This window comes from Paraglaciecola aquimarina (assembly GCF_032464635.1).
Lineage (GTDB): Bacteria > Pseudomonadota > Gammaproteobacteria > Enterobacterales > Alteromonadaceae > Paraglaciecola > Paraglaciecola aquimarina.
In genome coordinates this window covers 3,197,316-3,211,545 of the sequence record NZ_JAWDIO010000002.1, presented here as the reverse complement: position 1 = coordinate 3,211,545, position 14,230 = coordinate 3,197,316, and the positions used below count along the sequence as shown (strand labels likewise).

2 protein-coding genes and 5 pseudogenes are annotated in these 14,230 nt (G+C 40.0%); all 7 read right to left on the bottom strand.

Features of this window, described 5'->3' with window-relative positions; translation table 11 throughout:
* Positions 1-96: 96 nt before the first annotated feature.
* Positions 97-1,105, bottom strand: a pseudogene (gene pyrD, locus RS130_RS15910) (quinone-dependent dihydroorotate dehydrogenase).
* Between the two features lie 58 nt (positions 1,106-1,163).
* Positions 1,164-6,007 (bottom strand): annotated as a pseudogene (locus tag RS130_RS15905) (NAD-glutamate dehydrogenase).
* A 370-nt stretch (positions 6,008-6,377) separates the two neighbouring features.
* Positions 6,378-6,521 (bottom strand): DUF2835 family protein, encoded by a 144-nt coding sequence (locus RS130_RS15900; RefSeq protein ID WP_316028084.1) that lies wholly within the window; start codon positions 6,519-6,521, stop codon positions 6,378-6,380.
* A 96-nt stretch (positions 6,522-6,617) separates the two neighbouring features.
* Positions 6,618-9,226 (bottom strand): annotated as a pseudogene (gene pepN / locus RS130_RS15895) (aminopeptidase N).
* Positions 9,227-9,263: 37 nt separating this feature from the next.
* Positions 9,264-10,757 (bottom strand): annotated as a pseudogene (gene nhaC / locus RS130_RS15890) (Na+/H+ antiporter NhaC).
* Positions 10,758-10,799: 42 nt separating this feature from the next.
* A complete protein-coding gene (locus tag RS130_RS15885; protein ID WP_316026733.1) occupies positions 10,800-12,125 on the bottom strand; it encodes a sodium-dependent transporter in 1,326 nt (441 codons plus the stop codon).
* A 65-nt stretch (positions 12,126-12,190) separates the two neighbouring features.
* Positions 12,191-14,230: pseudogene (gene prc / locus RS130_RS15880) on the bottom strand (carboxy terminal-processing peptidase).

The following is a 14,230-nucleotide window of genomic DNA, read 5'->3' as shown; positions in this document are numbered from 1 at the left end:
GAAATCTTACCTAAAAACGTACCACAAGTTTTTAGGTAAGAGGCGTTAATTTGACATATTTATTTAGTATAAAAGTATCAGATCAATGCATGATCATTATATGGCATCCACGATCTCTTTGATCAAAGATGGTCCCTTGTAGATCAAAGATGAATACACTTGGATCAGTGGTGATCCACAGTTGATTCTGTCGATCGCAGACGATCCGGAGTGAATACCCCCTACGCCTATAACTGGTATTCTACCTGCAATGTGATCGTTAAGCTTGCTAACAACGGCCTGGCTCTTAGCGGTTAACACGGCACCACTCAATCCTCCCATTTCGTTGGCATATTGCTGCCCTTTTACCTGATCTCTGTCTAATGTGGTGTTGGTGGCGATGACGCCATCGATCCCTGCCTCGATCAAAGAATCTGCCATGTCGACAATCTCATCATCGCTTAGATCGGGAGCGATCTTAACTAAGATCGGCACATACTTTTTATGCGCTAATTGTAATTGCGCTTGTTCTTTTTTAAGCCAGTTAATAATATTTTTAGTGCTTCACCGTGCTGTAAATTACGTAAACCTATAGGGTATTAGGAGAAGAGATATTAACCGTAATATAACTTGCGTAGGCGTAGACTTTTTTCAAACAAATTAGGTAGTCATCTAAGGCATTCTCTTCTGGCGTATCTTTGTTTTTGCCAATATTTATGCCTAGCACACCATTGTATTTTGCTTGCTGAACGTTACGAACTAAATTGTCGACGCCCTTATTATTGAAGCCCATCCGATTAATAATTGCCTGCCCTTCTGGTAAACGAAACATTCTTGGCTTTGGGTTACCGGGCTGTGGCTTGGGTGTCACAGTACCGATTTCAATAAATCCAAAACCCATAGCCGCAAATGCATCAATACACTCCCCGTTTTTATCTAAGCCGGCCGCTAAGCCAACGGGATTTTTAAAGGTTAAGCCAAAGACTTCTACAGGTTTATCTGCAATGGTCTGTTTGTAAATACAGTTGAGAAAGTTGTGCTGAGTGCGTCTCAACCAATTTATGGAGAAATCATGGCTCCATTCAGCGTCTTGGGTAAAAAGTAGTTTTTGTATAACGGAGTACATATAATTTCCTTAAAAAAAGCCCCGGTAAATACCAGGGCTACGTAAAATATTAAATCTTCTAGCTGTTTGCATTAAGACTTAGCAGCATTAATTCTCTTAACGCCACTGAGAATTTCGCGAACTCATGGGTAGTACTGGTTTTAAATTCTGACATCATATGATACCAGCGTTCGAGCAGAGTTTGATGATTGTCCATCCAATTTTTTAGAATCGCTTCAGCATCCACATTATTTGGCGTCGATGCTAACAACACTGCGGTCAATGAACGCTGCTGCCAATCCAGCTCTTCTCGATAAGATGCTCGAGCTAGTGCTTGCCAATGATTAGTCACGGCTTGCTTATCAATCTGCTCTAAAAACCAATGTAATTCGAGCTTAGAGCCCAATTTAAAGTACAAACTTGCGACCAGTTTGATGTCTCGGTTTTCAGATTCTGCAATTTGCGCCAAATCCATACAAGGAAACATATTGCTCAAGCTAGCCACTTGGGTTGCAATGGTTTTGGGGACACCTTGTTGGGCTAAGTCGTGGCTTACTTTTTCCAGCTGTTGATATTCAGATTCGACTAAGTAATCATGAATGTTTTCCGATAAATCGGTAAATGTTGCTTTGTAACTATGGATAGCAGTCTGTATATCTACGTTTTTATTACCGTGTCTTAAGTACCAACGAGACGCCCTGCGCATAGTACGGCGCATACTGTCTAGCATACGAAGTTGAACGCTTGACGGGACTTTATTATCTAACGACTGCACCTCGCCCCACAATTGTTGCATACCAAAGATCCCTTTAACAGCTGCGTAACTATTGGCTATTTCCGTTACAGTTGCGCCCGTTTCCTCTTTCATTCTAAAGATATAATTCATGCCCATATCGTTAATTATGTTGTTAGTTAACTTGGTGGCAATAATTTCACTTCGTAAAGGGTGATCTTGCATTTGTGTGGCAAACTGGGTTTGCAGTTTTTTAGGAAATGCACTGATTAACAGCTCAGCATGGTATGGATTATCGGTAATGTCCGGAATATCAAACTGTTCTTTCATGACCATTTTTCCGTAGGCAATCAATACCGATAACTCCGGACGGGTCAATCCTTTACCGTTAGCTAATCGTTCAGAAAATTCGTCATCGTTAGGGATAAATTCTAATTCTCTATTTAAGTACCCTTCTCGCTCCAGAGTTTGCACAAACCTAAGTTGCTCTTTAAGTTGCGCAACGGCACCAAGCTCGGTAATTGAAATAGACTCAGTTTGACGGTAGCAATCCAAAATGACTAACTCACCCACTTCTTCGGTCATATCGTATAAAAGGGTGTTTCGTTGTTTAACGGTTAAATCACCTGCATTCACCAAAGAGTTAAGTAATATCTTAATATTTACTTCGTTGTCAGAACAATCTACCCCGCCAACGTTATCAATGAAATCCGTATTAATTCGGCCACCGTTTGCCGCGAACTCTATACGGCCTAATTGTGTCGTTCCTAAGTTGCCGCCTTCACCTATTATTTTAGCGTTAAGGTCCCTGCCATTTACTCGCACGTCGTCGTTGGCTCTGTCTCCAACTTGAGCATGGGATTCTTTGCTACTTTTAACATAAGTGCCAATACCACCGTTCCAAATTAGGTCGACTGGCATTTTCAGAACATTATGAATTAATTCATTCGGCGTCATTGTAGCTTGACTGGTGTTTAGCCATTTCTTCATTTCATCAGTTAAGGATATAGACTTTGCCGAACGATTAAATATTGCGCCGCCTTTGGAAATAATAGACGTATCATAGTCTTGCCAACCCAGAGATGGATTTTCGAATAATCGTTTACGCTCTTTGTAACTAGCTGCGATATTTGGGTTTGGGTCGAAAAATATATGTAAATGGTTGAAGGCACACACTAGTTGAGTGTGTTTCGACAATAACATGCCATTACCAAATACATCTCCCGCCATGTCACCGATAGCCACACAGGTAAAATCTGTTGTTTGGCAATCTTTACCCATTTCCCTAAAATGCCTTTTAACCGATTCCCATGCACCTTTTGCAGTAATGCCCATTTTTTTGTGGTCGTAACCAATACTTCCACCGGAGGCAAATGCATCGCCTAGCCAAAAGTTAAATTCATCAGAAATACTATTCGCAATGTCAGAAAATGTTGCCGTGCCTTTGTCTGCTGCGACAACTAAATAGGGATCGTCTTCGTCTAGACGGACTACATCTTTTGGATACACGACCTGACCATCAACGATGTTGTCAGTAATATCTAACAAACTACGAATGAAAATCTTATAACACGCTTGCCCTTCTTTTTGGATGGCTTCTCGGCCTTGATCGATCGGTAAGTTTTTACAGACAAAGCCCCCTTTCGCACCAACAGGTACAATAACAGTATTCTTAACTTGTTGTGCTTTGACTAATCCTAATACTTCGGTTCTAAAGTCTTCTTGGCGATCTGACCAGCGTAAGCCACCTCTGGCGACTTTCCCGCCTCGTAAATGAACACCTTCAATACGAGGAGAATAAACAAAAATTTCGAATTTTGGTTTGGGCAGTGGCATGTCGGGGATCAGTTCAGGCAACATTTTAAACGACACGTATGGCTTTTCGTTACCCTGCTGGTCTTTTTGATAAAAGTTTGTACGTAGTGTGGCTAAGATTAAATCTAAATAGCGACGTATAATCCGGTCGTCATCTAAATTAGAGACATTGTCCAATTGCTCTTTAATATCAGCCAGTAAGGACGCTTCATTCTTTTTACTTGGTTTGTGACTCGGGCTGAATCTTTCGGTAAATAGAGCGACTAAATTTTTCGCAATTTCCGGATAGTTAGCAAGTGTATTAGCGATGTAATCCCGACTAAAAGAGCTGCCTATTTGGCGCATGTATTTGGCATAAGAACGTAATATTGTAATATTTCGCCCCGTTAAACCGCCTGCTAACACCAACCGATTAAAGGGATCGTCTTCTAACGCGCCGTACCATACTTGTGAAAATGCGGTTTGAAACAATGTCTGAGCTTGAGCTAAGTCCATGTCGTTGCTGGATTTATGTAACATTGAAAAATCCATTATCCAATTAACATCACTTTCTGAAGAGCTGACTTTATGGGGACTTTCATCAATCACTCGTAAACCAAAGTTTTCTAACATAGGCAAGACGGCAGATAAATGGATGGGCTCATTTCGATGAAACAATTTAAGTTTTACGACTTTACTGTCTATCCCTTCTTCTTGCGGACGGTAGAACAACATATCCAGTGTTCGTTGATCATTTAAACATTCAACTTTGTCAATATCGACGACTGCTACACTGGGTAAGTTATTTTCTTTATAGCTACCAGAAAAGGCGTTGCAGTATTTTTGTTCTAGCTCTATGCCCCTGGCTTCTCCATGGTTCAGGCGAATGGTAGCTTGTAACTGTTCTTCCCAGCTTTTGGTTAATTCGATGATGTTTTTCTCGATTTCCTTCACATTATATTCCGCATTGTTGTTTTTAACTCTGACAAAATAGTGTGTTCTGGCGTACACCGATTCAGAGAAATAAGTGGTGAATTCTACGTTCTCGACACTTGAAAACGACTTTTTCAACAGGGCTTGCGTGTCTTTACGTAGTTGGGTGTTATATTTTTCTCTTGGCACAAATACCATGCATGAGATAAAGCGGCCAAATACATCTTTTCGAACAAACAATTTAGTAATGCCACGTTCTTGCATTTGGAATATTCCCAATACAATTTTGGCTAGCTCGTCAACACTGCCTTGCAGCAGTTCATCTCTGGGGTAGGTTTCAATAATATTTAAAAAGGCTTTATGCCCGTGAGACCCTGGTTCAAAGCCGGATAACTTAGAAATGGCCTCTATTTTTGATTCTAAAATTGGAAGTTGGGTAGCACTGCAGTTGTAAAAAGAGGCCGAGTAAAGACCAATGAATCGATCTTCACCTACTACTTTGCCTTCCTCATTAAAACGTTTAATCCCAACATAGTCCAGATAGGCAGGACGATGCACGCGAGAGCGTGAATTGGTCTTAGTTAACATTAAGGGATTTTGGCTTAAGGCTTCTTCTCGCGCCGAAGGAGGGATGTTAGACAGTACTCTTTCTCTTTCAGACTTAGAATTTTTCATTAGCCCTAAGCTAGAGTCATTATCGGCAACCCAACGATAATCCCCTTCTATACCTTTAGCACTGTAGGAACGATACCCCATTAAGGTGAAGTTATGGTCGTTTAACCAACTAAGAAATTTTTTGCATTGTACATTTTCTTCGCTAAAAGGTGGTAAACAACGGGCATCAAAATTGTCGATAATTTCAGTAAGCTTGCCACGCATTAGTTGCCAGTCTTTTACCGCTAAGGTGACATCTTGCACTACCGAGGTTAACTCGCTGGCTAAACTGTCTAGCGCTTTCTTCGACGTCTGTCTGTCTACTTCAACTAAAAAGACCGTTTCTTTGACCATATGTTTATGGTCCGAATTGGCTGCTTCAAAAGAAATAAAATTCAGCTTACTATCTCGTACTAGGCTAATTGGACTATGCAGTAGCAAATGGGTCGTGATCCCTTTGGCATTAAGTGCCATTCGTACTGAGTCGACTAAAAATGGCATATCGCAGACAATTATTTCAATTATAGTATGAGTAGATTGCCACCCATGTTTACTAATTTCAGGATTAAAAGCTCTGACTAATGGCTGTGATCCCTTACCTTTATACTTAATAAACTCATTCCACAGACTAAGTGTGGCGCCATATAGGTCACTGGCATTTCTATTTTCTAAATCGTCACTGCTAATATTATTAAACAATACTTTTGCAAAGCTAATGATTTGCTCCACGTTCTTAGGATCGTTTTTTTGATAATTAGTTTATAAACATTTTCAAGTAGAACTGAATGCTGATTATCTGCAACCGTCATGAAATCACTCGCTGTCAATTAATGTGTTTACCAATAAACTCGAGACTTAACTAAAACAAGCCTCACGATAACTCTCTTTTGTGCGTAGGTACGATAAATTTATTCACCGTACCAGCCTTTAGGTAACTTTAAAACACAATTGTTAAGTGGGACCTAGGCTAATTGAGTCAGTCAATATACTGAGATACTTACCATTTTTACTTTACACAAGCATTTTCGCTAAAAATATTGGGGATTAATAGTGTTAAATTTACTTTAATTTATTGTTATACATAGCTATGCAATTAAAACAGATTAAATGCCAAAAAAGCTGAATTAGAGGGGATTTGATAAATAATTATGCAGAAATTTTTGCAACTGAAATGGCGAGTTAATTGGATATTTTTTCAAAACTTTTTAGTTTATTGTTCTCATCTACTATTAATCTAAAACGACCTTTGATGCCGATTGGGCTAACAAAAGGTCGTAGATTTAACACCGGAAGCTGTATCCTTTTACCACTTTCGTCGGTCATTACCACAGTATTCACACTCAAGGTTGGTAGAACTGTTCACAAAACTCATATTTGACCGACAATGTAAAATAATAACTTTGCATGGCCACTTGTTACCTAAGGTAAGCTCTTGGTAATTTTTTCATACAGATCGGGGCTTAACCCTGGGGTATTGCCGATTCGCATTAGTTGATGTTGCATTAGCTGTTGGCGTTTTTCGTCGACTTTTTGCCATTGAATTAATGGTGTGATTATACGAGACGCAACTTGGGGATTAATATCGTTTAACTGAATTAAATAGTCTGCAACAAATTTATATCCACTGCTATCTTTATTATGGAAACCTGCCACATTATAAAAAGCAAAACTGCCAACTAGAGCCCTCACCCTATTAGGGTTATGTATGGTGTATTGTTGATGGCTCATTAACATGTCCAATCTTGCCAGAATATCTTCTCTTTCGGTATTGGCATGTAGCGCAAACCATTTATCTAACACAAGTGGATCGGCCTGCCATTTTGATTCAAAAGTTTGCATTAAACGCTCAAAGATAGCGACATCACTGAATTGAGCGGCTGTGAGTACTGCCAATGTGTCTGACATATTGTCGGCATTATCAAACTGCTGTTGCATTAGATTTTGAACATTTGGATGTGCAGAAATAGCCAAATATTTTAACGCTAAATTACGTATTTTACGCTGATTGACTTGGTCAGCAGTATACTGGTAGTCCGCTATCACAGTGTCAGAATAGATTTTGAACCACTGTGCTTGGAACTGCTCTGCCATTTGTTTTACGACAGTTTTTCGTGCGAGAGCAAGCCCGTCAATGTCTACCGAGTCTACTTGTTGAAATAGAGTTTCAAAGCTTGGTATGGCTAATATTTCAGCCTTTAGAGCGAGATCAATTTGTGTATCAGTGATGACTTGGCTAAATGCCATTAAGGTGCGTTTAATCGATTGTTGTTTATCACCTTCATCTAAGTTGACTAACCCATGAATACAGTTGCTAAATAACCTTTGGCTAGCGTCCCAACGGCTAAAATCATCTGGTGAAGCGAGTAAAATTGCGGTTAAATCCGATTCACTATAGTCATAATTTAGTTTGACTGGCGCGGTAAAGTTATGCAGCAAAGAAGGAATAGGTTTAGAGCGCAGTCCATGGTACCTTAAAAGTTTGTGTGGTTTCGGTTAATTCAAAAGTTGATTCGTTATTGCCATCAGCAAAAACTTGTACCTGCCCCGCTTCATTTAACAGGCTGAACTTAATCGGAATGAATAAGGTATCTTTACGCGTTTGATCGAAAGTTGCAGGGCTATGTTGAGTAAATGTTAGTTCATATTCACCAGACGCAGCGTTAAAAGTGTCGCTAACATTAACGATTGGCGTACCCGACTGGCTATACCACCGTTTAAACTGGCTTAAATCTTTGTTATTTGCATCTTGCATTGACTGCACAAAATCATCACAAGTAACTGCTTGGCCATCAAAACGTTGAAAATATAGATCCATACCTTTTCGGAAACCGTCCTGTCCTAACAAAGTATGCAACATGCGGATCACTTCGGCACCTTTGTCGTAAACGGTGACGGTATAGAAATTATTCATTTCAATCACTTCGTCTGGACGAATAGGATGAGACATGGCACTGGCATCCTCAGCAAACTGGTGCTCTCTCATCACCCTAACATTTTTTATTCTATTAACCACGGGGGACGACATATCGGCACTAAATTGTTGGTCTCTAAAAACGGTTAACCCCTCTTTCAGACTAAGTTGAAACCAATCGCGACAGGTAACACGATTTCCCGTCCAGTTATGGAAATACTCATGGGCAATTACCGCTTCAATATTAAAATAATCTTCATCTGTAGCCGACTCTGCATTGGCCAGTACAAACTTGCTGTTAAAGACATTCAATCCTTTATTTTCCATTGCCCCCATATTAAAAAAGTCGACCGCCACAATCATATAAATATCAAGGTCGTACTCTAAACCGAATACTTCTTCATCCCAACCCATTGATTTTTTTAGAGACTCGAGGGCGTGGTAACCTCGGCTTGCCATGCCTTTATCTACAAATAACTCTAGCGTAATATTTCGCCCCGATTGGGTGGTGAACGTATCTTGCAGTAAGTCAAAATCTCCTGCTACTAGAGCAAATAAATAACAAGGTTTATTAAAAGGGTCTGACCATTTAACCCAATGTTTGTTGTCTGGCAAATCACCTGCTGCAACTTTATTACCGTTCGATAATAAGTAAGGAAACTGTGTTCTATCGGCAATAATGGTGACATCGAAAGCGGCTAATACGTCCGGTCTGTCTAAGTAGTAGGTGATTTTTCTAAACCCTTCGGCTTCGCATTGGGTACAGAATGCGCCTGCCGATAAGTACAATCCCTCTAAGCTTGAGTTTGCTTGAGGATTGATAGTGTTATTGATAGTTAAGACAAACTCTGTTGCTAAGGGTATTAATCGTTAAATCATGCTCATTTTGCTGATAATCAGAAACCTCGGCTTCATTTAATAAAATTGAATGTAAGGTTAAATTTTCGCCATCAAGTACCAGAGGACGAGTATGCTGACCATTTCTAGTAATCGTCATCATACTTGTCACTTTTGTAGCAGTTGCATCAAGCTCAAATTCTAAGCTTACATTGCTAATCAAAAAATCCGGAGCCTTATAATCTGCACGACGTTTTACGATTGGGGTGGCGGTAGACATTGTTTTAAAACCTTATAATAAAGCGAATAACCAAAAACTATTTACTTACGGATATTTCAGCAGAATTTTGTTGTTCGGATAAATGTTTCGGAATTGGGATACGTAATATTTTAATCCCTAAGTAAGCGTAAATTATGGCCAAAATAGGATTAATCAAGTTGAAGAAAGTGTAAAAGATATAGTCAAGTGGATTGACCGCCAAAACACCATGCATGTAGACACCACAAGTATTCCAAGGGATCAACGGAGATGTTAGTGTGCCACCATCTTCTAAACTACGGGACAAATTAAGTTGATGTAGGCCGCGTTTTTCAAATTCATTTTTATACATTCGGTAAGGCATCACAATTGAGATATACTGATCAGCAGTAATAATATTGGTCCCCACACAAGTTAAAATAGTGCGGGTGATCATATCTCCAGCAGATTTAGCGCCTTTCAAAAACGCTTTGACTACTCGCTTGAGTAGTCCTACTCTTTCAAGTACCGCACCGAAAGTCATGGCGCACATGATTAACCAAATGGTATTTAACATGCTTGACATCCCCCCGGCTGAGCAAACTATTTAATGTCTCACTTGGCGTGTCAAAAGATACACCGTCAAAAAGTGCAGTCCAAACCACGACTATTGAGGCTTTTATCGTACCTATGCCATCCCCTGCCATGTTCATGATAACCTCTGGTTGAAAGACAGCCGCCCAAATAGCTCCTAATAACGCGCCAATTGCGACCGAAGGAAAAGCGGGTACTTTTTTGATAGCTAATATGAGCAATACAACCAAAGGCACTAACATATGAATGCCTAAATTAAACTCTTGCTCTAGCAGTGTTTGCATTTCATCAATTTTTTCGAGGGAATTTACCGGCGAAGAATCAACCCCAATCATGACAAATAGAATAAGTGTGATCACTATGCTGGGAATAGTGGTCCATAGCATGTATTGAATATGTTCAAATAGATTTGTACCAGCAATGGCGGGAGCAAGATTGGTCGTTTCTGATAAGGGGAAACTTTGTCACCAAAGTATGCACCAGATACCACAGCGCCAGCGGTTACCGCCTCTGACATACCCATACCTATTGCGACGCCCATTAATGCAACACCTACGGTGGCCGCGGTAGTCCATGAACTACCTATACTCATAGCCACAACGGCGCAGATTAGGCAAGTTGCAGCATAAAACATCGATGGGTTAAGTAAATCCAAACCATAATAAATTAACGTAGGGACAGTGCCTGCCAACATCCAAGTACCAATTAAAGACCCCACCGCTAATAAAATTAATATCGCCCCTAGTGAACGAGAGATGCCTAATACAATACCTTCTTCAATTACTGCCCAACTATACCCATTCTTCATACCAACGACGGCTGCTATCCCCATTGCAATAAGTAGTGCTATCTGATTAGGGCCAAATGAAGAATTATCTTCAAATAAATAAACAGAACCACTCAACAGCACAATCAGAATAATGATTGGAATGATGGCGTCTAACAAAGAGGCTTCTTTTATTGGTTTGGGATTGTGCATAGTGTGGGGACCTGTTGTTAGATTTAATGATTGATTGACGACTTATAAGATAAACATAAGTAAAATGATCACCGGGCAAACAAATTTGACATACCATGGCCATACTTTCCAGAATAGGCCTTGTTCAGCATTTTCATATCCTTGCTTAATTTCCTTTAAAATTTCATTTCGCTTCCATACCCAGCCCGCATAAATACATAGCATAAAGCCTAACAACGGCTGACTGTATTTAGTCGTTAAATCTATGACTAATCCAAATAAGCTCTGCATATTAAAGGCAATAATTGAACTGCTAATGAATACTATTAAGGTCAGGCCCCACACTGCACTTTTTCGGCTTAATCCTTTGTTTTCAACGACATAAGCGACTGGTACTTCCAGCATTGAAATAGACGATGTCAACGCAGCAATCATCATTAAGGCAAAAAACACAAAGGCCACATATACGCCTATTTGCCCCATGCTATGAAACAATGACGGTAAAACGGCAAAAATTAAGTTTGGCCCTTCAATCAAGGTACCAGCCTCATTAAATATTTCGATCCCGTTATGCAACGCGACATACATTGCCGGAATAATCAACATACCGGCTAAAATTGCAACAGCAATATCCACCAAGGCAACCGAAGCACCTAAGGTAGGTAGATTCTCCTTTTTGTTTACGTAAGAGCCATAAACCAACATGGTGCCGACCCCTAAAGACATAGAAAAGAAAGCCTGGCCCATGGCGCTAATCAATAAGCCTGGATCCATAATTAAACTAAAATCAGGCAGCAAGTATGCGCTCCAGCCTTTGCTTGCTCCTTCTAGGGTAGAAACATAAACAATCAGTAAGCCGATAATTATGAACAGTGCCGGCATCAATCTTACCGACCATTTTTCAATGCCTTTAGCGACACCACCTGTGACAATCGCCGCAGTTAGACAGAGAAACAATCCGCAAAATACAATGTCTCTGGTTAAAGAAGACGTAACCAGCCATGTTGACCACGTTTCTTGGCCAAACAAATCAGTAATGGTTTGGAAAAAGTGAGACAGCATCCAACCAGCCACTAAAGCATAGAAAGACAAAATAAGAGAAACGGTTATAAACCCCCATACGCCGGTTACTTTACCTAAGGCATTGCCAGATATTTTACCTAAAGCATCAACCATATTAGAGCGAGTTGCACGTCCAATAATTAACTCTGCCATCAAAACCGGGTAAGCCAACATAAAAGCCAATACTATATAAACCAGGACAAACGCAGCGCCACCATTACTAGCAACTTGAGTTGGAAACCCCCAAATATTTCCAAGGCCAACTGCCGATCCAGCCGCCGCTAGCACAAAACCTAAACGAGAGGAAAACTCACCACGATTATTCATATGTGGACCTATATTATTTTTATTATTGTGTTGTAGATAGGGGCTAGACACTAGCCCCTAATATGTTACTGATGATTCTTACTATTAATTGCGTATTTTCCAGCGGCCAGCACATCGTAGGTAATGTTTGCTGCTTCATCCAAGAATGGATCGAGGTCTTCCAACTCTTCTGGAATATCATCTAAATTGTCAACTTTAGGTAAACCTAATTTACTTAACCTTTGATTTACTCGGGTCAAATTACGCTCTTCGTTTTCTTTCTTCTCTTTTAAACGTTCAGACTCAACCAAGGAAATAGTTTTATCTTCTTTCTTCAAATTATAGCGTTCAATATCTTCATAAATATAATCAAACTCTTTTTTGCTTCGGGCATTGTGTAAAGCTGTTAGACTTTTCACTATGCCTTGGGTATCACCAAAAGTCGTATAGTTTTCACGTTTGATACTATCCCAAGGTAAGGCATTTTCCTCCTGGCTTTCGCCCCATTCACTATGCTCAATTACAGAAGGAAATAAAATATCTGGGATCACGCCTTTATGTTGAGTGCTGCCACCATTGATACGATAAAATTTGGCAATGGTAAATTGCACACTACCTAAAGGATTTTCGTATAAATCATAAATTCTGCCTAACGGTCTATGTTGTTGGACCGTACCTTTACCAAAGGTCTGCTCTCCAATAATCAATCCTCGATTATAATCTTGCATCGCCGCGGCAAATATCTCAGATGCAGAAGCACTATAGCGATCGACCAATACCGTTAACGGGCCGTTGTAATACACTTTGCCGTCTACATCTTTTTCTACACGAATACGCCCTGCACCATCACGTATTTGTACGACAGGACCGCTATCAATAAATAAACCAGATAACAGTGTAGCCTCAGTTAATGAGCCGCCACCATTGCCTCGTAAATCCACAATTAAGCCTTCAATGTTTTGCTGTTGTAGGCTTTTTATTTCTTTTTGTACATCTGCATGCAGGTTATTGTAGAAAGAAGGGATCGTAATCACGCCTAAATTATGGCCTTTATGTGGTCCATCCTTAGGTGCGTACACTTCAGACTTCGCCGCCCTATCTTCTAATTTAATTTTGTCGCGGGTTATAGTTACCACTTCGGGTACAGTAGAATTTGATGTGCCTTTCACCACTTGTAATTTAACAATGCTGCCTTTGGGCCCTTTTATCAACTCCACAACTTCATCTAACCGCCAACCTATGATGTCAACAAATTCATCATCATCTTGTGCGACACCCACAATCTTGTCTTTGGGTTTGATTTTGCCAGATAATTCCGCTGGCCCGCCTAAGCACAACACTTCGTATAACAGTGTAATCATCTTCACTTAGTAAAACAGCGCCGATACCTTCAAAAGATAGGTTCATCTCCATCTTAAAACGTTCAGCATTTCTAGGTGACAAATAACTGGTATGGGCTTCAATACTTCTTGCAAAAGAATGCATCACTGTTTGAAACACGTCTTCGCTTGAAGTTTGAGTTAAACGCTTAATGCCACGTTTGTATCGCTTGGTTAGCAACTCTTGTATTTTTGCCCAGTCTTTGCCTGCCAATTTTAGGTTGAGTGCGTCATATTTCACTCGTTGACGCCAAAGTTCATCTAGTTCTGCAGTATCTTTGGCCCAGTCTGCTTCTTCTCTATCGTAGATAAATTTGTCATTAGGAATTTCAAAGTTAAATTCTTTTTCTAAAAGTGACAGAGCATATTCATAACGCTCTTCTCTTTTTTGCAAACTTTTGAGTAAATATCATACGCAATTGATAGGTTTCCGCGCTCAATTGCATCGTCAAATTTATCTTCAAACTTCGCGAAGCTCGCAATATCGTCAGCCGTAAATATATTTCGATTAAAATCTAACGAACGAATGAACCGATGAAATATTTTTTCTGATAATTCATCGTTTAGATCGATTTGCTTATAATGAGAGCGCAAAAACTGTGACGAAATCCTTTTGGCTGCAGCGACATGTTGCGATTCCTGTTTAAGAACAGGTAACGCTTCACTACTACTAGTTTCTATTGCGATCGAGCTTGTACTTGCTATAAGTAAAGCTGAAACCACGGATGTGCGAATCGATCTAATCAT

Excerpts from the sequence above, each read along its gene's own strand:
- RS130_RS15900 (WP_316028084.1), bottom strand. The coding sequence starts at position 6,521 with ATGACCGACGAAAGTGGTAAAAGGATACAGCTTCCGGTGTTAAATCTA.
- RS130_RS15885 (WP_316026733.1), bottom strand. The coding sequence starts at position 12,125 with ATGAATAATCGTGGTGAGTTTTCCTCTCGTTTAGGTTTTGTGCTAGCG.